Raw genomic sequence first — 19,278 nt, 5'->3', positions numbered from 1 at the left:
CTGCCGCTCCCTCTTCGGGGCTGACTGGCGCGGCGCAAGTTTTACGTATAACGTCACCCGTCAATCGCCCGTCCCGAAAGGCCCCGATGAGACACATCGCCCTGGTCGCCCTCGTCGTCGACGACTACGACGAGGCGATCCGCTTCTACACCGAGGCCCTCGGATTCCACCTCGCCGAGGACGCCCCGCGCCCGGACGGCTCCCGCTGGGTCGTCGTCGCCCCGGGACCGGGGCAGGACGGCACCGCCCTGCTGCTCGCCCGTGCCAGGGGGGAGGCCCAGCGGGCCCGGGTCGGCGACCAGACCGGCGGACGGGTCGGGTTCTTCCTGCACACCGACGACTTCGCCCGCGACCACGCCCGGATGCGGGCGGCGGGCGTGACCTTCCTGGAGGAACCGCGCCACGAGCCCTACGGCGCCGTCGTCGTCTTCCAGGACCTGTACGGCAACCGCTGGGACCTGCTCCAGCCGGCCACCACCTGACACACCACCTGCCCGAGGAAACACCCATGACCGCGTCCCGCATCGACACCGACACCATCCGCCGGCTCCCCAAGGCCGTGCTGCACGACCACCTCGACGGCGGTCTGCGCCCCGCCACCGTGGTGGAACTCGCGGAAACGGTCGGCCACACCCTGCCCACCACCGACCCCGACGAGCTCGCCGCCTGGTACTACGAGGCGGCCAACTCCGGCGACCTGGTCCGCTACATAGCCACCTTCGAGCACACCCTGGCGGTGATGCAGAACCGCGAGGGCCTGCTGCGCACCGCCGAGGAGTACGTCCTCGACCTGGCCGGTGACGGCGTCGTCTACGGAGAGGTCCGCTACGCCCCCGAGCTGATGGTGAACGGCGGGCTCACCCTGACCGAGGTCGTCGAGACCGTGCAGGAGGGCCTCGCGGCGGGCATGGCCAAGGCCGCGGCGAACGGCACTCCCGTCCGGGTCGGCACCCTGCTGTGCGGCATGCGGATGTTCGACCGCACCCGCGAGATCGCCGACCTCGCCGTCGCCCACCGCGACGCCGGCGTCGTCGGCTTCGACATCGCCGGAGCCGAGGACGGCTTCCCGCCCGCCGACCACCTGGCCGCCTTCGAGCACCTGCGTCGCGAGAGCGTGCCGTTCACCATCCACGCCGGCGAGGCGCACGGCCTGCCCAGCATCCACCAGGCGTTGCAGGTGTGCGGCGCCCAGCGCATCGGGCACGGCGTGCGCATCGCCGACGACATCGTCGACGGCAAGCTCGGCCGCCTGGCCGGCTGGGTGCGCGACCGCCGGATCGCCCTGGAGATGTGCCCGACCTCCAACCTCCAGACCGGCGCCGCCGAATCGATCGCCGGCCACCCCATCACCGCGCTGAAGGACCTCGGTTTCCGGGTCACCGTCAACACCGACAACCGTCTGGTGTCCGGCACGACGATGACCCGGGAGATGTCCTTGCTGGTCGAGCAGGCCGGCTGGACGGCCGAGGACCTGCGCACCGTCACGGTGAACGCCGTCAAGAGCGCGTTCATCCCGTTCGACGAGCGCAAGGCCCTCATCGAGGACGTGGTCCTGCCCGGTTACGCGTCCGCGCTCTGAAGCAGCCCCCTGACGTAGGCGGCCTGTCCGACGTGCTGCAGATCGTCGGACAGGACGCTGACCAGGCGCACGCCCAGGGTGACCGGCGGGTCCCAGCGTTCGTCGACGACGCGTTCGAGATCCTTGGCGGCCAGGCCCCTGAGCGCGCGCACGCTCTGCTCGTGCACCGCGTCGTAGTACCCGGTCAGCAGGTCACCGGAGTCGACCCGCACCTTGGCGACCTTGGCCGGGGTGTGCCCGTAACCGGTCTCGCGGCGGTGCAGGTCGAGCCCGAAGCGCTTCTCCCAGCCCTGCGAGAGCCACACCTGGTCGAGGTCGAACGCGTCCGCGAGGTGGTCGTCCTGCACCCGGGTGAGGTGCCAGAGCAGCCAGGCGATGGAGTTGGCGTCGTCGGCCGGACGGGCGTTGAGCTGCTCCGGTGACAGGCCGTCGACGACGGCGTGGACCTCTTCCCGGATGCGGCCGTAGCCGTCGATGAGGATGTCCTTCACATGCATGGGTCCACCATCGCGCATCACGGCCCGTCACGCGTCCGGAACCCAGCTTCCGTGGAATCCCAGAGGTACCCGCCCGGGCAGGTGGACCCGGGCGACCGGCTCGCCCGTGAAGTCCTGCGCGGCCAGGACGACCAGGTCGGACGCCCCCCGGTCGGGATTGTGGACGTAGGCCAGCGCGTACCCGTCGTCCTCGGCCGCCCCCGTCGCCGACGGGTCCGCCGGCACGAACACGGCCTCGCTGGCCGCCGCGTGCCGCGGCAGCCGGTGCACCTGGGCCGTGCCGCGCAGCAGGTCGTGCTTGATGAGCGCGTTGGTGAAGGCCCGGTCGGGCGGGTTCCCGTCCTCCGCGGTGAGGTACGCCAGGGTCATGTCGGCCGCGGCCGCCGAGTAGCCGTACCGGTGGCGGCGGGACACCAGCGCCTCGTTCACCCGCGGGAACTCCTGCGGCAGGTCGTCCAGCGTCCTCGTCCGCACCCGGCCGTGCCGCGGATCGACGGTCCACCGCTCCAGCCTGGCGGTGCCCGCGCAGTAGGGGCCGTCACTGCCCCGGCCGGCGACCAGGAAGGGGGCCGGGTACGCCGTCAGGTCGATCACCACGCCCGCGCCCTCGTCGTAGGCGTTGAGCGTGTGCGAGTAGAACACCGGCGCCACCTCGAACCACCGCACCGCGCCGCCGGCCCGCGGCACCAGGCCGACGCGCGCCGGACGGTCCGGGTTCCACACGTACGGCACCGAAGCGCCGCGTCCGGCGGCGGTCGGATCGAAGGTGACCGGCATGTCGAACAGGACGACGTACCGCTCGGTGAGCGCGAAGTCGTGCATCATCGGCGAGCCCGCCAGCGGAATCCGCCGGGTGCGGGCGAGCCGGCCGGTGCGGTCCACGACGAGGTGCCGGACGTGGTCCCAGGCGGGGTAGTAGGCGATGGCGTGCAGTTCGCCGGAGCGCTCGTCGAACTTGGTGTGGGCGGCGAAGGCCCCCTCCAGCGTGCCCCGGAAGTCGTACGGGCCCACCGTGTCCAGGTCGCCGTCCAGCTCGTACGGCAGCGGCCCGCTCTCCTGGAGGGCGAGGATCCGGCCCCGGTGGGCGATGACGTGGGTGTTGCAGGCGAAGTCGTCCGGCGGCACCGGATCCGGGCCCGGCTCGCCGAGCTTGTGCGCCACCGCCGCCGAGCGCACCCACCGGTTGCGGTACCACTCGGCGCGGCCGTCGCGCAGCCGCACACCGTGCACCATGCCCTCGCCGAGCATCCAGTGGTGCGCCCGCGGGTCCTCCAGACCCAGGACGTTCGGGCCGTTGCGCAGCAGGCGCCCGTTCAGCTCGCGCGGGAGGCGACCGGTGACCGGCAGGTCGAAGGCCGTCAGCTCCTCGGCGACCGGCTCGAAGGAACCCTCCAGGAAGGGATGGTGCCCCCTTTTCACTTCCGAGGGGGCGGCCGTCGCCCGGGAGCCGCCGGGCCCGCCGAGGATCCCGGCCGCCGCCGCGGCGGCCGCGCCGCCGAGCAGTACCCTGCGTCGAGTGTGTTCCATCGTCCGTCCTCCTGACCGCGGTTGCCAGTGCCTGTCGCGGCACTGGGGGACGGTCACGAGTCTGCGCTCGCGCGACGGCGAGGTCAGGAGTGCTGGGCCCCCTGCGGGGGTGGTGCCAGGCCCCCTGTTTCGAGCAGCGTGACCAGCGCCCGGGCCGCCGGGCTGGTGGCCTGCTCCGGCGGCAGCAGCGCCACGGTCTCGTACTCGGTCCCGCCGACGCCCTTGAACGGCAGCGCGGTGAGCGAGGGCCGCTTGTGCCGGAAGTGCCCAGGCACCACCGCGATGCCCAGGTTCTCGTCGACCAGGTCGAGCAGGCTGTGCACGTCGTTGACCTCCAGGGCCACGGTGCGCCGGACACCGGCGGCGGAGAACACCGCGTCCGTGGTGCGGCGCGGGCCCCAGTCCGGGTGGAAGTCGACGAAGACCTCGCCGCTCACGTCCTCGGGGCCGAGCGCCGCGCCCGCCGTCGCGAACCGGTGCCCGGGATGGCACAGCACGGTCGGCGGCTCGCCGGCCAGCGCCACCGAACGCAGCTGGTCGGTGTCCGGCTGGGTCCGGTAGGCGAACGCCAGGTCGAGCCGCCCGGCCGCGACCCCCTCCGCCAGCGCACCGGAGCCGGCCTGCCGCAGCCGGACCTCCACGTCCGGGTGCCGCCGCCGGAACGCGGCGAGCAGCCCCGCCACGTGCACCCCGGCGATGCACTGCTCGGTGCCCAGCGACAGCGTGCCGCGCAGCACGCCCTGCACCGCGGCCACCGCCTCGTGCGCCGACCGCACCTGTGCCAGGATCCGCTCCGCCTCACCGAGCAGCGCGCGCCCGGCCTCCGTGAGGGTCACCCGGCGCGTGGTGCGCACGAACAACGCGGTCTGAAGCTCCCGCTCCAGCGCCCGGATCGACGCCGACAGACCTGACTGCGACACCATCAGGCGCTCCGCCGCCCGGGTGAAATGCTGGTCCTCGGCGACCGCGACGAAGTGGTGGAGGTGGCGCAGTTCCATGATTGAGAAGCCTAACCGCTGAATCCCATCGGATTCTTCTGTTGGACCACTGTCCGCAGGTCGCGCGAGAGTGGGACCCCGGTTCCCGTACCGACGGAGCCGGTCGTCCGAGTGCCCAACCCCTCATGGAGTCGCGTTGTACACCGCCCATCCCGACCGTTACGCCGACATGCCCTACCGGCGCACCGGCCGCAGCGGCCTGAAGCTCCCCGCGCTGTCGCTCGGCCTGTGGCACAACTTCGGGCCGGACCGCCCGGCCGCGACCCAGCGCGCCATCCTGCGCCGCGCCTTCGACCTCGGCGTCACCCACTTCGACCTGGCCAACAACTACGGCCCGCCGCCCGGCGCCGCGGAAAGCGCCCTCGGCGAGGCGCTGCGGGCCGACTTCGCGCCGTACCGCGACGAGCTCGTCATCTCCACCAAGGCCGGATACCTGATGTGGCCCGGCCCGTACGGCGAGTGGGGCTCCCGCAAGTACCTGCTCTCCTCGCTCGACCAGAGCCTGAAGCGCATGGGTCTGGAGTACGTCGACGTCTTCTACTCGCACCGCCCCGACCCGGAGACTCCGCTGGAGGAGACGATGGGCGCCCTGCACTCGGCGGTCCAGCAGGGCAAGGCGCTCTACGTCGGCGTCTCCAACTACTCCGCCGAGCAGACCCGCGAGGCCGCCCGGATCCTCGGCGAACTGGGCACTCCGCTGCTGATCCACCAGCCGCGCTACTCCATGCTCGACCGGCGCCCCGAGGAGCAGGGTCTCCTCGACGCGCTCGACGAGCTCCAGGTCGGCTCCATCGCCTACTCCCCGCTGGAGCAGGGTCTCCTCACCGCCCGCTACCTCGACGGCATCCCCGAGGACTCCCGCGCGGCGAGCGACAGCCCCTTCCTGAACTCCGACGCGGTGACCGGGGAGCTGGTGGGCAGGCTGCGCGCCCTGGACGAGATCGCCAAGTCCCGCGGCCAGTCGCTGGCCCAGATGGCGCTGGCCTGGGTGCTGCGCGGCGGCCGGGTGACCTCGGCCCTGGTCGGCGCGAGCAGCCCGGGACAACTGGAGGACAGCGTCGCGGCCATCCGCAACCTGCACTTCGACGACGCGGAACTGGCCCGGATCGACGCCGTCGTGCGGTCCTAGTGCGGCACTGAGAACGCCACACGCCGGGCGGCCGTCCACCTCACGGGAGGTGGGCGGCCGCCCGTCCTCTCACCGGCCGCCGCCCGAGCGGGCTCGTCTCACGCCCCGGCCGGCACCCGGTCGAGGAAGCCCAGCACGGTCCGGATGCGGCCCTCGCCGTCCAGGGTGATCACGTCGAACCCGGCGACCGGCGCGGAACCGTCCGCGGTGCTCACCAGCTCCCAGGAGAAGCGAGCGGTGTCGTGGTGGCCGTCGACGGCCCCGCTGAGCCGGAAGGCGAACCCGGGGAACTGCCCCTGCGCGGCGGTGATCAGGGCCACGATCCCCTCGTGGCCGCTGACCTCGGCGAGGGGGTCGGTGTAGCTGCCGTCCGGCGTCCAGGCGGCGGCCACCGCCTTCTCCAGCGCCTCGGGCCCGTCGGCGTTCCAGGCCTCGAGGTAACGGGCGACGGCGCTCTCGTAACGGTCGGTCTGTGCGGACATGGGGAATCAGCCTCCATCGAGGGCGTCGGTTCTGTCGGAGCCCGGATCCCCGTGACCGGCGATCCGATGGCTCAACCATGCCCGGGCGGCCGGGGAGGGGTCGATTACCGCCGGGGTAATGCCCGGTCGGCGGCGGGCCCGCGCGCTTTCGGCCAACGGGCCCACGGAATATGCCAGGAGACTGGCCGGAAAGTCGTGGTGACACTGTTTCAGGAGTCAACATACTCGAACGTCAGGGACGCTTCACCGCACAGGAGCCGCACGGAGAGCGAGGCACGACCAGCAGGCGAACCACGCCACGGGGGAGGAGCAGTGCACGACGAATTCCTGTGCCACGTCACCGGGTACGGGGTGTGCGACGGCCGTCGCATCGGCGTACCGCTCGGCACCTACCGGGCGCCGACCCTGGCCCTGGCCCTGTGGTGGCTGCGCGACCGGGCCTCCTGGATCGCCGAACGGCTCGACCCCGGGCCCGCGACCCCCTATGTCCCGGTGGGCGCGCTCGTCCCGGTGGCGGAGACCGTGCCCGACGTGCCCGGCATCCTGCGCGCCTGGTGCGCCGACCCGGTCCGGCAGGAAGTCGTCGCCGAGGAGCTGGCCGGCGGCCGGCTGGTGCGGCTCGCCGCCGGCGACGAGACCACCGAGTACGAGCTGCTCGCCGAGTCGGTGGACGCCCTGCGCATGCAGCGGACCATCCCGGCGCTCCTGCTCCCGATGGGCTGACGGTCCGGCCGCCGTGACGGGGCCGGGAGCCGTCCGGACCGGCCCGGCCCCGCGCCGCCCGGCACGGCGGGGCACGGCCCCGCGCCGCCCGGCCGGAGGCGGGCCGGAACTCCTAGCCCGGCGGGACGGGCCGGGCCCCGCCGAGGTGCCGCCGCCGCACGACGCGGGCCGGGAGCGCGCCCAGAAAGCCGGTGACCAGGCCCCACAGCGCGGCGAGGCCGAGCGCGCTCCACAGACGCGGCCGCAGCAGCAGTTCCCCGGACAGGCCGCCGCCCACGTCGCCGATGCCCAGCAGGGACAGCCCGTAGTGGGCCGAGATCCGGCCCGCCAGGCAGGCCAGCAGCACCGTCAGCACCAGCGCGACCGCCATGCGCAGGGCGTGCTGCCACAGGCGCAGCCGGGCCGGGGAGCGCGCCGCCGCCAGGAACGCGGCGGCGAGCAGCAGAACCGCGTCGACGGTCACCAGCCACCACACCCGCCCGTCGTGCTCGGCGAGCGTGCCCAGATTGAGCGTGGACACGTCCGGGGTGCGCAGCACCTCGTCGAGCAGGTGCGGCACCGGCAGCCCGAAGGGACCGTCCACCCTGCCGTTCCAGGTGGCCCCCAGCCCGATGGTCAGAGCGAGCCAGGTCAGGTTCGGCAGCCCGAGCAGGATCAGGGCGAAGGTCCGCGCGGGGTGTCCTCGCGTGCCCGCCGTGACCAGGGCGACGACCAGCCCCACGACGACGAGGGCGAGCAGCAGGACGACCATGGCGTGCGCCACCGGGCGGACCGACGCCTGCGACCGCCGCAGTCGCGCCGGCAGCGGCGCACCGCGTGCCACCAGCAGGGCGAGCACCAGCACGCCCGCCAGCCACAGCAGCCCGAAGGCGACGGTCAGCGGCACCCGGGTCGTGAAGCCGACCTTCGGCTCGGCGCCGAACAGACCGCCGATCGCGCCCAGCACTCCGTCGCCCAAATCGACCGTGAAGGTCTGACGGGCGGCGAACGCCAGGCCGATCAGCCCCGCCACCCACAGCACGGCGATCCGCGCGGTCCACCGGACGAGCTCCCGTGCCCCCGCCACCGCCCGGCGCCGGACCGGCCGCACGAAGCCCGCGCCGAGCACGAGCGCCCCGACGAGCGTGACCGACAGCGGCATCACCGTCACACCGGCGTGCGTCTCGGCCAGCACGCCCGCGTCGCCGGACAGCTCCAGGCTCCCGCCGACCGCGGTCGCCACGGTCGCCGCGACGACCCGCGGGAAGGCGCCGCCGGGCAGGTCGGCGGCACCGGCCGCCCACAGGCCCAGCGCGGCGGTCACGCCCATGCCGATCAGTCCGCCCAGCACGGTGGCGAGCGCCCACAGCCAGCCGTGACATGAGGCGGCCGGCCGGACGGACGGGCCCGGTGGTACGGGAGAACGGCTGGGTGGGGGGCTCACGCTGTCACGCTATGCAGCGCTCCGGCGCCCCGCCCGCCGGGAGGTCCGTCCGCGCCGGCGGACCACCGGGCGACGTGCCGGGGACCGCAGGGGACTGCCGGGCCCGGCTGTGGGTAACAGACAGGTGCAGTAGCGTCCGGTCGGACCGGCTCCCGGAAGAGAAACACATGATCGAGTACCCGGACGGGGCAGTGATACGCACTGACTTCGACGTTCCCGTGGAACCGCTTCGGCGGACGACGCACTACACCGGCGAACCCGGCTGCATCGCCGAGGCGCGCTCCTTCGCCGCGCACTTCCTCGACGAGCTCAGGAACGAGTGGTGCGCCGCGATCGGCAGCCGGTCCGGCGAGGCACTGCTGCTGGTGGTGAGCGAGCTGGTCACCAACGCGGACCGGCACAGCGGCGGGCCGTACGTCCTGGAGCTGGAGGGTACGGACGCGCTGGTGAGCGTGTGCGTGTACGACAGCAGCGCCACGCTGCCCAGGCGCTACCCCCGCGACCCCCGGCGGATCGGCCGGCACGGCCTGGAGATCGTGCACGCCCTGGCGGCCGAGGTCACCGCGGACCGGGTCCCGGTGGGCAAGCGGGTGCGCGCCCTCGTGCACCTCGAACGCGACTGAGACCGCGGACCGCCTCCCTCCCCGCGCGGGTCAGACGAGGCCCAGCTCGCCCAGCATGCCCTGGCGCAGTTGCGTGATGATCCGCTTGATCAGACGGGAGACGTGCATCTGCGAGCAGCCCAGCCGCTCGCCTATCTCCGCCTGGGTGGCCTCCTCCACGAACCGCAGGTGGATGATCTGCCGGTCCCGGTCGCTGAGCCCGGCCACCAGCGGCGCCAGCGAGTGGAAGTCCTCCACGAGCCGGATCCCGTCCTCCTCCACACCGATGAAGTCGGCGAGCACCGCCTCGCCGCCCTCGGGGCCGTCCCCGGTGAGTGCGGCGTCCAGCGACGAGGAGTTGTACCCGTTGGAGGCGATCTGGGCCTCGACCACCTGGTTCTCGGAGAGGTTCATGAGAGTGGCGAGTTCGGCGACCGTCGGGTCGCGGTCCAGTCGGCTGGAGAGCTCCTCGCGGGCCCTGGCCAGTTCCACGCGCAGTTCCTGGAGCCGGCGCGGCACGTGCACCGCCCAGGTGGTGTCCCGGAAGAACCGCTTGATCTCGCCGACGATGTACGGCAGCGCGAAGGAGGTGAACTCGACCTCGCGCGACAGCTCGAACCGGTCGATGGCCTTGATCAGGCCGATCATGCCGGTCTGGACGATGTCCTCCATGTCGTCGCCGCGGTTGCGGAACCGGCCGGCCGCGAACCGCACCAGCGACATGTTCATCTCGATGAGCGTGTTGCGCGCGTACTGGTACTCGTGCGTGCCCTCCTGAAGCTCCGTCAGGCGCCGGAAGAAGTGCCGGGACAGCTCACGGGCGTCCCGCGGGGCGACCGAGCGGGGATCCGCGACCGCCGGCAGAGGCACACCGTCCGTCCGGAGCCCTCGGGTCTCCTCGACCTTCGCGTCGGACCGGGTCACGGCGGTGTCCATTGCCTCTCCCAGGAAAGTCACGGTTCGACCTCTGCCTCTTCGGCTTTCATGTGGATGTCTGCGTAGCTGCCCGGCGTCGGCGCCCACGGCTCCGGGACCCCCGGTACCCCCTTGCGGGGAAGGTATGCCGCGCCCCGGCCGCCGACCGGCGGGTCGTCGCGCCGCGCCCCGGTGCCGTGCGGGGCGTGCCCGTCGGGTACCCGGAGTGACCCGGCGTACTCCCACCGTGCGGCCGGGCGGCGCGAAACCGACGGTGCCGGGCTGGCGCAGAGGGTGATTCACCCAGGGCGCAATGCCGCCCCCCTTCCGCCGGCGCCCGGGTCTCCTAGGCTGGGGAGGTGACCAACCAAGCGCCGAACCAAGCCCGCTTCGTCGTCCTGCGCCCGCCGGCCACGCGCCCGGGCGGCGCCCGCCCCGCTTCCGAACGTCCGGTCCCCGAGCGCCCCGCTCCCGCTCGGCCGGTCTCCGAACCCCCGGCCCACGGCCGTCCGGCCTCCGAGCGCCCCGCCGCCGGCCGTCCGGTCCCCGAACCCCCGACTCCAGGGCTTCCGGTGTCCGGGCGCCCCGCGGGCCGGGAGACGCGGCCCGCCGCCCGCGAACCACTCTGGCGGGACCTCGTCGGCGACGTCCTGCGCCGTGAGCGGCTCGCCCAGGAGCGCACCCTCAAGGACGTCGCCGACGCGGCTCGGATCTCGATGCCGTACCTGTCGGAGGTCGAACGCGGCCGCAAGGAGGCCTCCTCGGAGGTCCTCGCGGCCGCGGCTCAGGCGCTCGGGCTGGGCCTCGGCGACCTGCTCACACTGGCGCAGGGCGAGCTGGTGCGGCTCGCCGGCCCGGCCTCGGACCGCGCCCGGGGCATGTCCGGCTCCCGCTACGGCGGTCTGTGCCTGGCGGCCTGACGGCAAGCCCGGACCGGCGCCTCAGAGCAGTGCGAGGCGCCGGCTCAGCACCTCGTCGGCCAGCCCGTAGGCCACCGCCTCCCGCGCGGTGAACACCTTGTCGCGGTCCATGTCGGCGCGCAGGGCCGCCACGTCGTGTCCGGTGTGCCGGGACAGCACCTCCTCGACCTGTGAGCGGACCCGGACCATCTCCCTGGCCTGGAGCGCGAGGTCGGAGACCGTCCCCTGCCGGCCGCCGCTGGCCGGCTGCCCGAGCAGCACACGCGCGTGCTCCAGCACGAACCGCCGCCCCGGGTCGCCGCCCGCCAGCAGCACCGCCGCCGTGGAGGCCGCCTGCCCCACGCAGAACGTGGAGATCGGCGACTGCACGAACGTCATGGTGTCGTAGATCGCCATGAGCGAGGTGAACGAGCCGCCGGGCGAATTGAGGTAGATCGCGATCTCGTGCTCCGGGTTCGCCGACTCCAGGTGGAGGAGTTGCGCGATGACGACGTTGGCGACCCCGTCGTCGATCTCGGTGCCGAGGAAGACGATCCGCTCGTTCAGCAGTCGGCTGAACACGTCGGAGGACCGCTCGCCCCGCGCGGTCCGCTCGATCACGTACGGAACCGTGTACGAGCCCATGTCACAACCCGATCCGGCGGTGCGGGGAGGCCGGGCGGACGTCGGCCAGCGACTGCGCCACCCGGTCCACCATCCCGTACTCCCTGGCCTGTTCGGCGGTGAACCAGCGGTCCCGGTCGCCGTCCCGCGAGATGGTCTCCTCGCTCTGCCCGGTGTGCTCGGCGGTGAGGCGCTCGACGGTCCGCTTGGTGTGCTCCAGGTTCTCCGCCTGGATCTCGATGTCCGCCGTGGTGCCGCCGATCCCGGCCGACGGCTGGTGCATCATGATCCGCGCGTGCGGCAGCGCGAACCGCTTGCCGTGCGTCCCCACCGTGAGCAGGAACTGGCCCATGCTCGCCGCGAACCCCATCGCCAGCGTCGACACGTCGTTCGGGATCAGCCGCATCGTGTCGTAGACGGCGAGCCCCGCCGTGACGGAGCCGCCGGGGCTGTTGATGTACAGACCGATGTCCGCGCGCGGGTCCTCGGCCGACAGCAGCAGGAGCTGGGCGCACACCCGGTTGGCCGACACCTCGTCGACCTGCGTGCCCAGGAACACGATCCGCTGGGCGAGCAGCCGGGCCGCGAGGTGGTCGTCGAAGCGGCTGGGCGGGGTGTCGCCCTCCTGGGCGCGCGGTGACAGTGCGGTGAGTGGCATCATCGGGTCTCCTCGTCGTGGCGTCGGATGCCGTCGACTCCACTGTCGGCCGGAGGCGGTGCGCCGGAGCGGTTCCTCTGCCGGTGGCAGATTCGCCACCGGCAGAGCGCCGATGCCAGGGCTCGGCGTCCGGACCACGCCGGGCGCGTCGGCACCGACCCCGGCCCGGTCCGGGCGCGACGCCCCGGGCCGGGCGGCCGCCCTCCGGGAGGTCTCCCGGGCCGCCCTCCGGGACGTCTTGCGGGCCGGCCGATGAGTTTCGCGGCGCGGCGGGGTCAGTACCGATGACCGCGTCCCGCACCCTCAGGAGGAACTCGTGGCCAGCGAAGGATTCACCACCTGCCTCTGGTTCGACGGCCAGGCCGAGGAGGCCGCCCACTACTACGTCTCGGTCTTCGAGGACTCCCGCATCGGCCGGATCAACCGCTGCACCGAGGCCGGTCCCGGCCCCGCCGGTTCCGTGATCGCCGTGGACTTCACGGCCAACGGCCACCGGTTCGTCGCGCTGAACGGCGGCCCGCAGTTCAGGTTCAACGAGTCGGTCTCCTTCCAGATCCACTGCGGGAGCCAGAAGGAGATCGACCACTACTGGACCGCGCTCACCGAGAACGGCGGCGCGCCCGGCCCCTGCGGCTGGCTCAAGGACCGGTACGGCGTGTCCTGGCAGGTCGTCCCGGACGCGCTGGCCGACATGGTCGGCGACGCCGACCCCGAGAAAGCGGCCCGCACCACCCGGGCGATGTTCGGCATGAGCAAGCTGGACATCGCCGCCCTGCGAAGGGCCCACGCGGGCGAGTAGCGGGCGGCCGCGCGGCCGGCCCACCCGACCGGGGGAGTGGGCCGGCCGACCGGCGGGGCAGACGCCGCGGCCCGGGGCGTCCGCCCGCCGTCCACCTGTGCGTACGGCCGCCGTGCGAACCCGTACGAGGTGTGACTAGCGTGGCCTCTCGGACATGTCGCCGGACGGGAGAGGCGCGCGGCCATGGCGGTACGACCCGAGGGAACGCCCTGCTGGGCCGACGCGATGTTCACCGACGTCGAGCAGGCCGAGAGCTTCTACGGCGGCGTCCTCGGCTGGACCTTCGGCGAGTCGTCGGCGGAGTACGGCGACTACCTCCAGGCCCGCGTGGACGGCGGGGCGGTGGCGGCCGTCGTACCGCCCATGCCCGGGCAGGAGGGACAGTCGCAGTGGTGCCTGTACCTCGCCTCGCCGGACGCGGCGGCCACCGCCGGCCGGATCCGTGACCACGGCGGGGAGGTGCTGCTGGAGCCCCTGCGCGTCGGTGACCTCGGCACCATGTGCCTGGCCCGCGAGCCGGGCGGCGCCGTCTTCGGCGTCTGGCAGGGCGGCACCCACGAGGGCTTCGGGGCGACCGCGGTGCCCGGCGCGTACTGCTGGGCGGAGGTCATCACCCGCGCGCCCGAGCGGGCGGACGCCTTCTTCACCGCCGTCTTCGGCTACACCACGAAGCGGATCGGGGACGAGGCGGTCGACTTCCGGGTGTTCGACCTCGGCGGTGACACGGTCCTCGGCCTGATGGGGATGACGGACGACGTCCCGCCCGAGGTGCCGTCGTACGTCGACGTCTACTTCACCGTCGCCGACTGCGACGCGGCGGTGGCCGCCGCCAGGGACCGGGGCGCGGTGCTGCGGTTCGGTCCGGCGGACAGCCCCTTCGGCCGGGTCGCGGCGCTCGGCGATCCGCAGGGCGCGAACTTCTCCGTGATCGACATCACGACGAAGCGAGGCGGAACGCCGCAGGTCGGGGAGGTTTTCTAGACCGCGTGCCCACCGCGGCCGGGGGCTCCGTCCGGGCGTGGCATCATCGAGCCCATGCGTGAACGAGTGGTGGCCGCGTGCGACGGGGCGTCGAAGGGGAATCCGGGTCCGGCAGGCTGGGCATGGGTGGTTTCCGAGGATGCCGGGACCCCGGCCCGCTGGGAGGCCGGCGCGCTCGGAACGGCCACCAACAACGTCGCCGAACTCACCGCACTGGAAAAGCTGTTGACGGCCACCGACCCCAACGTGCCGCTCGAGGTGCGGATGGACTCGCAGTACGCGATGAAGGCGGTCACCACCTGGCTGCCGGGCTGGAAGCGCAACGGCTGGAAGACGGCGGCCGGCAAGCCGGTGGCCAACCAGGAACTGGTCGTGCGGATCGACGAACTGCTCGACGGCCGCTCCGTCGACTTCCGCTACGTGCCCGCCCACCAGGTCGACGGCGATCCGCTGAACGACTTCGCCGACCGCGCGGCCAGCCAGGCGGCGACCGCCCAGCGGCCCGCCGGCAGCGCCCTCGGCTCGCCCGAGCCGCCGCCCTCGGCCGCCGCCCCGGCGTCCGCCGCGCCGCGCCGCCGCGCCAACGGCAGCGACCGGGCCAAGGGAGCGCGGGCGCGTGCCGGAGGGGCCGGCTCCTCGGCCCGCACCATCAAGGCCAAGTTCCCCGGCCGCTGCGCGTGCGGCCGCTCCTACGCGGCCGGCGAGCCCATCGCCAAGAACGACCAGGGCTGGGGCCACCCGGAGTGCCGTACGGCCGCCGCCGGCTGACCGGGCGGCCCGGCCCGCCCGGGTCAGGCCCCGCGTCGCGGCGACGGACCCGGCGTGCTCCGCCGGCCCGCCGGTGACGCGCCGGCGGCCGACGGACCGCGGGGAGAGGGGCCGACGAGCGTTGGTGAAGAGCCGTTCACCCGATAAGGTGAATGGCTGTTCACCTCGCCTCGTTGAGGACCGTGCCGCCCGCCGGAGTGCCGATGGACCAGCCCGCCCAGCCCTCACCGATATCCGATCCGACCGGCGCGTCCGCCGGCGCCGGGCGCCTGCGGGACCGGCTCACCATCCCGGTGCTGGCGTTCGGCGGCATCCTCATGGCCGTCATGCAGACGGTGGTCGTCCCGCTCCTGCCGGACCTGCCCCGGCTGACCGGCGCCTCGCCGGGCGCGGTCTCCTGGACGGTCACCGCGACGCTGCTGTCCGGCGCCGTCCTCACCCCCGTGCTCGGCCGGGCCGGCGACATGTACGGCAAGCGGCGGGTGCTGACGGCCGCCCTCGCCCTGATGACGGTCGGCTCGGTGATGTGCGCGCTGTCGTCCGACATCGGCGTGCTCATCACGGCCCGCGCGCTGCAGGGGGCGGCCGCCTCCGTCGTGCCGCTGTCGATCAGCATCCTGCGGGACGAACTGCCGCCGGAGCGCCGGGGTTCGGCGGTCGCGCTGATGAGCTCCACCGTCGGCATCGGCGCCGCGCTCGGGCTGCCGCTGGCCGCGCTCGTCGTGCAGTACGCCGACTGGCACACCATGTTCTGGCTGACCAGCGTCCTCGGCGCGCTCGGCGTGACGGCGGTGTGGTGGGCGGTGCGGGAGTCACCGGTGCGCGAACCCGGCCGGTTCGACGTGCCGGGCGCGCTCGGCCTGGCCGCCGGCCTGGTCTGTCTGCTGCTGGGCGTGTCCCAGGGCAGCCAGTGGGGCTGGGCCGGCCCCCGGGTGCTGGGCCTGTTCCTGGGCGCAGCGGTGGTCCTGGCCCTGTGGTGGTGGCAGCAGTTGCGCGCCGAGCGGCCGCTGGTCGACCTCCGGCTCGTCTCCCGGCCCCGGGTCGGCCTGTCCCATGTGGCCGCCCTGCTGACCGGCTTCGCCTTCTACGCCAACTCCCTCGTCACGGCCCAGCTGGTGCAGGCCCCGAAGGCCTCCGGATACGGCCTCGGACTGTCGATCGTCGCCACCGGCCTGTGCCTGCTGCCCGGCGGTGTCACCATGCTGCTGTTCTCGCCGCTGTCGGCCCGCATCTCGGCGACCCGCGGCCCCCGTGTCACGCTGGCCCTCGGGGCCGCGGTCATCGCCGTCGGCTACGCGGTGCGCATCGCCGACAGCCGCGACCTGTGGATGATCGTCCTGGGCGCCACGGTCGTGGCGACCGGCACCACCCTCGCCTACTCCGCGCTGCCCACCCTGATCCTGCGCGCCGTCCCGGCCACGCAGACCGCTTCCGCCAACGGCGTCAACGTGCTGATGCGCACCATCGGCCAGGCGGTCTCCAGCGCCGCCGTCGCCGCCGTGCTCGTGCACCACACCAGCCCGGTCGGCGGCCTGCCCGTGCCCACCCTGCACGGCTATCTGCTGGCCTTCGCCATGGCCGGGGCCGTCGCCCTCGCCGCCTGCGCCGCGGCGCTGACCATCCCGCAAGACGCCGACCGCGCCGGGCCGCGCCGCACCCGCGCACACGCCCCGGAACCCCGCGACCAGGAACTGGAGGAGGCGTGAGCACCCCGCCGGGCGCCTCCCCGCCCGCCCGCGTCGCCGCCGCCGTGCCGCCGGCCCCCTCCGCTGGCCGGGCCGGACGCGGGAGCGTGCCCGCGCCCGCCCGGAGGGACGCCGAGGCCACCAGGACGGCCATCCTCAAGGCCGCCCGGTACTTCCTGGCGCGGCAGGAGCACACCGGCGTCACGCTCAAGGCGGTCGCCGGACGCGCCGGGGTGAGCCCGCCGTTGATCCTCAAGTACTTCGGTTCCAAGGACGCCCTCTTCGCCCGGGTCATGTCCTTCGACGAAGACGCAGCCGCCCTGCTCGACGCGCCGCTGGAGGACCTCGGCCGCCACATGGTCCGCCATGTACTGCTCAGCCAGCGCGACCGGGGCGCGGACCCCGTCCTGCGGATCGTCTTCGCCCCTCTGCACGGCGAGCGCGGCGACGTCCTGCGCGCCAACTTCCGCGCCCAGATCGTCGAGCGCCTCGCCGAACGCCTCACCGGCCCCGACGCCGGTCTGCGCGCCGAGCTCGCCGTCGGCGTCCTGCTCGGCCTGAGCGCGATGTACGGCATCGCGCGCGGGCCACGGGTGCGCGCCCGCCCGGTCGACGACCTCGTGGAGCGGTACGCGCCGGCGGTGCAGTCCCAGTTGACGCCCCTGCCCGGGTGAGCGTCCCAGCCGGCCCGGACCGCCGCCCGCGGGCCCGCGGCCGTCGGGTGCGAGACTGGCGCCATGGACGAACGTGAATTCGGCAGGTCGCACCAGCACGCGTCGGTCGTGGGGCTCGGCACCTGGCAACTGGGCGCCGACTGGGGCGACGTGGACGACAAGGAAGCCCTCGCCGTGCTGGAGGCGGCCGCCGAGTCGGGGGTGACCTTCTTCGACACCGCCGACGTCTACGGCGACGGGCGCAGCGAGGAGACCATCGCCACCTTCCTCAGGACCCGTCCGGACCTGCATGTGCTGGTCGCCACCAAGATGGGCCGGCGCGTGGAGCAGGTCCCGGAGAACTACGTCCTGGACAACTTCCGCGCCTGGAACGACCGCTCCCGCCGCAACCTCGGCGTCGACCGCGTCGACCTGGTGCAGCTGCACTGCCCGCCGACCCCCGTGTACTCCACCGACGAGGTGTTCGACGCACTGGACACCCTGGTCGAGGAGGAGCGTATCGCCGCCTACGGCGTCAGCGTGGAGACCTGCGCCGAGGCGCTGACCGCGATCGCCCGGCCGAACGTGGCGAGCGTGCAGATCATCCTCAACCCGTTCCGGATGAAGCCGCTGCGCGAGGTGCTGCCCGCGGCGCGGGAGGCGGGCGTCGGCATCATCGCCCGGGTCCCGCTGGCCTCCGGACTGCTGTCCGGCAAGTACACCAGGGACACCGTCTTCCCCGCCAACGACCACCGCACCTTCAACCGGCACGGCGAGTCCTTCGACCAGGGCGAGACCTTCTCCGGCGTCGACTACGCGACCGGGGTGGAGGCCGCGGCCGAGTTCGCCGCGCTCGCTCCCGAGGGGTGCACCCCGGCCCAGCTGGCGCTGCGCTGGATCATCCAGCAGCCCGGCGTGACCACCGTGATCCCGGGCGCCCGCTCGCCGGAACAGGCCCGCGCCAACGCCGCCGCCGGGAAGATGCCGCCGCTCACCGACGACACGAAGTCGGCGATCGCCGAGCTGTACGAGCGCCGGATCAAGGACCAGGTGGAGACCCGCTGGTAGACGGGCCGGGGACGCCAGGCCCGGGACCCGGGCGGCCGGTGGGCGCGGGGGCCGGCCGGCGGGCGCCCGCGGCGGGGCGGCCGGAGCCCGCGCCTACGGGTCCAGCCGCAACTGCCGCTCCTGCTCCTGGTCGCCGGCCGCCGCGCCCTCGTCGTGCGCGGTGAAGGCGTGGGCGAGCGTGTCGCTCGCCCGCCGCACGGCCTCCGGGGTGCCCTGGACCGTCACGGTCACGGGCGCGGAGAGTCCGCCGCCGCGCGTGCCGCCGGGCTCGGCTCCGGCGGTCGCACCCGGCGCGCCGGGTGCGCCGGTCCGCCGGGCCTCGCCGGCCGCGCCGGAGAAGGTGGCCGTGCGGACGGTCGCCCTCTCGTCGGAGGGGAACTCGTCCGGGGCCCCGAAGACCCCCTCCAGAGTCCTCACGACCGCTTGGGCGTCGGCGACCTCGCCACCGCTGAGCGTCACCGTGAGCTGTGTGCCGGGCATCGGCCAGGACCTCCTCGACTGGGCTGCCTTGCGTCACTGCTCCGTGTAACCGGCGCCCGATCCCTCAAACAGGCGACCGACCAGGCAGGATTCGCTCTCCTCGGGGAACCCGCGACGACGACGGACCGAGTTCGCGGGAGCGGGGAGACGGTGTGACGGTGACGCAGACCGGAGAAGACACGGCAAGGCGCCGGGGGCGCGACGAGACCGAGGAGGAGAGAGCCGACCGCATGTGGGGGGAGTTGATCCAGGAGGTGCGGGTGGCCCAGACGGGGGTGCAGATCCTCTTCGGCTTCCTGCTCACCGTGGTCTTCCAGCCCAAGTACCAGAGCCTGAGCGACACCGACCAGGTCATCTACATCGTCACGGTCGTCCTCGGCGCAGCCGCGACCGGCGCCCTGATCGGGCCCGTCTCCCTGCACCGGCTCGTCTCCGGGCGCCGGGTGAAGCCGCAGGCGGTGCGCTGGGCCTCCCGGCTGACCTTCGTCGGCCTCGTCCTGCTGCTGGCCACCATGACCGCCTCGCTCGTGCTGATACTCAGGGTGGCCACGCACGGCGGGTTCGTGCCCTGGCTGGTCGCCCTCGTGGTGGCCTGGTACCTGCTGTGCTGGTTCGTGCTGCCTCTGTGGACCAGGCGCCGCTACACCTCGTGAGGCGGCGGACGGGCACGGAAACCGAGGGGCCCGCGCGCCGGCCCCCCCCCCGGGGCCGCGCCCCGTGGGGGGTTTGGGCGCCCCCGGGGTCCAGCCCACCGTCAACTAGGCGGCCCCCCCCACCCGGCCGCCCGG

General features: G+C 73.7%; 22 protein-coding genes. 13 read left to right on the top strand and 9 right to left on the bottom strand.

What is annotated here, in order from left to right; genetic code table 11:
- The first annotated feature begins 86 nt into the window (after positions 1-86).
- Both ACF061_RS22115 and ACF061_RS22110 read left to right on the top strand, forming a co-directional pair.
- A complete protein-coding gene (locus ACF061_RS22115) occupies positions 87-482 on the top strand; it encodes a VOC family protein (RefSeq protein WP_392268639.1) in 396 nt (131 codons plus the stop codon).
- A 26-nt stretch (positions 483-508) separates the two neighbouring features.
- Complete coding sequence (locus ACF061_RS22110) at positions 509-1,579, top strand: adenosine deaminase (protein ID WP_392268638.1); 1,071 nt, start codon at positions 509-511, stop codon at positions 1,577-1,579.
- On the opposite strand, the gene ACF061_RS22105 is transcribed toward ACF061_RS22110, so the two are convergent.
- The 3 genes from ACF061_RS22105 to ACF061_RS22095 form a co-directional block, all read right to left on the bottom strand.
- Positions 1,561-2,076, bottom strand: coding sequence for a DUF664 domain-containing protein (locus ACF061_RS22105; protein WP_392268637.1), 516 nt, complete (start codon positions 2,074-2,076; stop codon positions 1,561-1,563). The two genes, ACF061_RS22110 and ACF061_RS22105, sit on opposite strands and share 19 nt — an antisense overlap.
- 27 nt (positions 2,077-2,103) lie before the next feature.
- Positions 2,104-3,603 carry a carotenoid oxygenase family protein gene (locus ACF061_RS22100; protein ID WP_392268636.1) on the bottom strand — a complete coding sequence of 500 codons (1,500 nt, stop codon included), beginning with the start codon at positions 3,601-3,603 and terminating at the stop codon, positions 2,104-2,106.
- 83 nt (positions 3,604-3,686) lie between these two features.
- Positions 3,687-4,601: a LysR family transcriptional regulator gene (locus ACF061_RS22095; protein ID WP_392268635.1), complete on the bottom strand. Its 915-nt coding sequence runs from the start codon at positions 4,599-4,601 to the stop codon at positions 3,687-3,689.
- Between the two features lie 136 nt (positions 4,602-4,737).
- Here ACF061_RS22095 and mgrA point away from each other — a divergent pair, with 136 nt between their 5' ends.
- A complete protein-coding gene (gene mgrA, locus ACF061_RS22090) occupies positions 4,738-5,730 on the top strand; it encodes an L-glyceraldehyde 3-phosphate reductase (protein WP_392268634.1) in 993 nt (330 codons plus the stop codon).
- A 98-nt stretch (positions 5,731-5,828) separates the two neighbouring features.
- Here the strand turns inward: mgrA and ACF061_RS22085 are convergent, their stop codons facing one another.
- On the bottom strand, positions 5,829-6,212 hold the full coding sequence (locus tag ACF061_RS22085; RefSeq protein WP_392268633.1) for a nuclear transport factor 2 family protein: 384 nt from the start codon (positions 6,210-6,212) through the stop codon (positions 5,829-5,831).
- Positions 6,213-6,524: 312 nt separating this feature from the next.
- On the opposite strand from ACF061_RS22085, the gene ACF061_RS22080 reads away from it, so the two are divergent.
- Positions 6,525-6,935, top strand: a complete 411-nt coding sequence (locus ACF061_RS22080) for a hypothetical protein (protein WP_392268632.1) — start codon at positions 6,525-6,527, stop codon at positions 6,933-6,935.
- Between the two features lie 112 nt (positions 6,936-7,047).
- Here ACF061_RS22080 and ACF061_RS22075 read toward each other — a convergent pair whose 3' ends face one another.
- Entirely contained in the window at positions 7,048-8,358 is a 1,311-nt protein-coding gene (locus ACF061_RS22075; protein WP_392268631.1) for a streptophobe family protein, read from the bottom strand.
- A 167-nt stretch (positions 8,359-8,525) separates the two neighbouring features.
- Here ACF061_RS22075 and ACF061_RS22070 point away from each other — a divergent pair, with 167 nt between their 5' ends.
- Positions 8,526-8,981 carry an ATP-binding protein gene (locus ACF061_RS22070; protein WP_392268630.1) on the top strand — a complete coding sequence of 152 codons (456 nt, stop codon included), beginning with the start codon at positions 8,526-8,528 and terminating at the stop codon, positions 8,979-8,981.
- A gap of 30 nt (positions 8,982-9,011) precedes the next feature.
- Here the strand turns inward: ACF061_RS22070 and ACF061_RS22065 are convergent, their stop codons facing one another.
- Complete coding sequence (locus tag ACF061_RS22065; protein WP_392268629.1) at positions 9,012-9,896, bottom strand: RNA polymerase sigma factor SigF; 885 nt, start codon at positions 9,894-9,896, stop codon at positions 9,012-9,014.
- 338 nt (positions 9,897-10,234) lie between these two features.
- Between ACF061_RS22065 and ACF061_RS22060 the strand changes: the two genes are divergently transcribed.
- Positions 10,235-10,795 carry a helix-turn-helix domain-containing protein gene (locus tag ACF061_RS22060; RefSeq protein ID WP_392268628.1) on the top strand — a complete coding sequence of 187 codons (561 nt, stop codon included), beginning with the start codon at positions 10,235-10,237 and terminating at the stop codon, positions 10,793-10,795.
- Between the two features lie 21 nt (positions 10,796-10,816).
- Here ACF061_RS22060 and ACF061_RS22055 read toward each other — a convergent pair whose 3' ends face one another.
- Together ACF061_RS22055 and ACF061_RS22050 are read right to left on the bottom strand one after the other, a co-directional pair.
- Positions 10,817-11,419 (bottom strand): ClpP family protease, encoded by a 603-nt coding sequence (locus ACF061_RS22055; RefSeq protein WP_392268627.1) that lies wholly within the window; start codon positions 11,417-11,419, stop codon positions 10,817-10,819.
- Position 11,420: 1 nt separating this feature from the next.
- Positions 11,421-12,059, bottom strand: coding sequence for a ClpP family protease (locus ACF061_RS22050; RefSeq protein WP_392268626.1), 639 nt, complete (start codon positions 12,057-12,059; stop codon positions 11,421-11,423).
- 313 nt (positions 12,060-12,372) lie between these two features.
- Between ACF061_RS22050 and ACF061_RS22045 the strand changes: the two genes are divergently transcribed.
- The 6 genes from ACF061_RS22045 (at position 12,373) to ACF061_RS22020 (ending at position 18,010) form a co-directional block, all read left to right on the top strand.
- Complete coding sequence (locus ACF061_RS22045) at positions 12,373-12,855, top strand: VOC family protein (protein WP_392268625.1); 483 nt, start codon at positions 12,373-12,375, stop codon at positions 12,853-12,855.
- 183 nt (positions 12,856-13,038) lie between these two features.
- Positions 13,039-13,836, top strand: a complete 798-nt coding sequence (locus ACF061_RS22040) for a VOC family protein (protein WP_392268624.1) — start codon at positions 13,039-13,041, stop codon at positions 13,834-13,836.
- 54 nt (positions 13,837-13,890) lie between these two features.
- Positions 13,891-14,604 carry a ribonuclease H gene (locus tag ACF061_RS22035; protein WP_392268623.1) on the top strand — a complete coding sequence of 238 codons (714 nt, stop codon included), beginning with the start codon at positions 13,891-13,893 and terminating at the stop codon, positions 14,602-14,604.
- A gap of 203 nt (positions 14,605-14,807) precedes the next feature.
- Positions 14,808-16,310, top strand: a complete 1,503-nt coding sequence (locus tag ACF061_RS22030) for an MFS transporter (RefSeq protein ID WP_392268806.1) — start codon at positions 14,808-14,810, stop codon at positions 16,308-16,310.
- 44 nt (positions 16,311-16,354) lie between these two features.
- Entirely contained in the window at positions 16,355-16,963 is a 609-nt protein-coding gene (locus ACF061_RS22025; RefSeq protein ID WP_392268805.1) for a TetR family transcriptional regulator, read from the top strand.
- Between the two features lie 63 nt (positions 16,964-17,026).
- Complete coding sequence (locus tag ACF061_RS22020) at positions 17,027-18,010, top strand: aldo/keto reductase (protein WP_392268622.1); 984 nt, start codon at positions 17,027-17,029, stop codon at positions 18,008-18,010.
- 93 nt (positions 18,011-18,103) lie between these two features.
- Here ACF061_RS22020 and ACF061_RS22015 read toward each other — a convergent pair whose 3' ends face one another.
- A complete protein-coding gene (locus ACF061_RS22015; RefSeq protein ID WP_392268621.1) occupies positions 18,104-18,490 on the bottom strand; it encodes a hypothetical protein in 387 nt (128 codons plus the stop codon).
- 158 nt (positions 18,491-18,648) lie between these two features.
- On the opposite strand from ACF061_RS22015, the gene ACF061_RS22010 reads away from it, so the two are divergent.
- A complete protein-coding gene (locus ACF061_RS22010; protein ID WP_392268620.1) occupies positions 18,649-19,143 on the top strand; it encodes a DUF6328 family protein in 495 nt (164 codons plus the stop codon).
- Positions 19,144-19,278: the final 135 nt, after the last annotated feature.

Origin of the sequence: Streptomyces sp. NPDC015220, from assembly GCF_043079345.1 — a bacterium.
Classification (GTDB): domain Bacteria; phylum Actinomycetota; class Actinomycetes; order Streptomycetales; family Streptomycetaceae; genus Streptomyces.
This window is presented reverse-complemented; position numbering and strand designations above follow the sequence as displayed.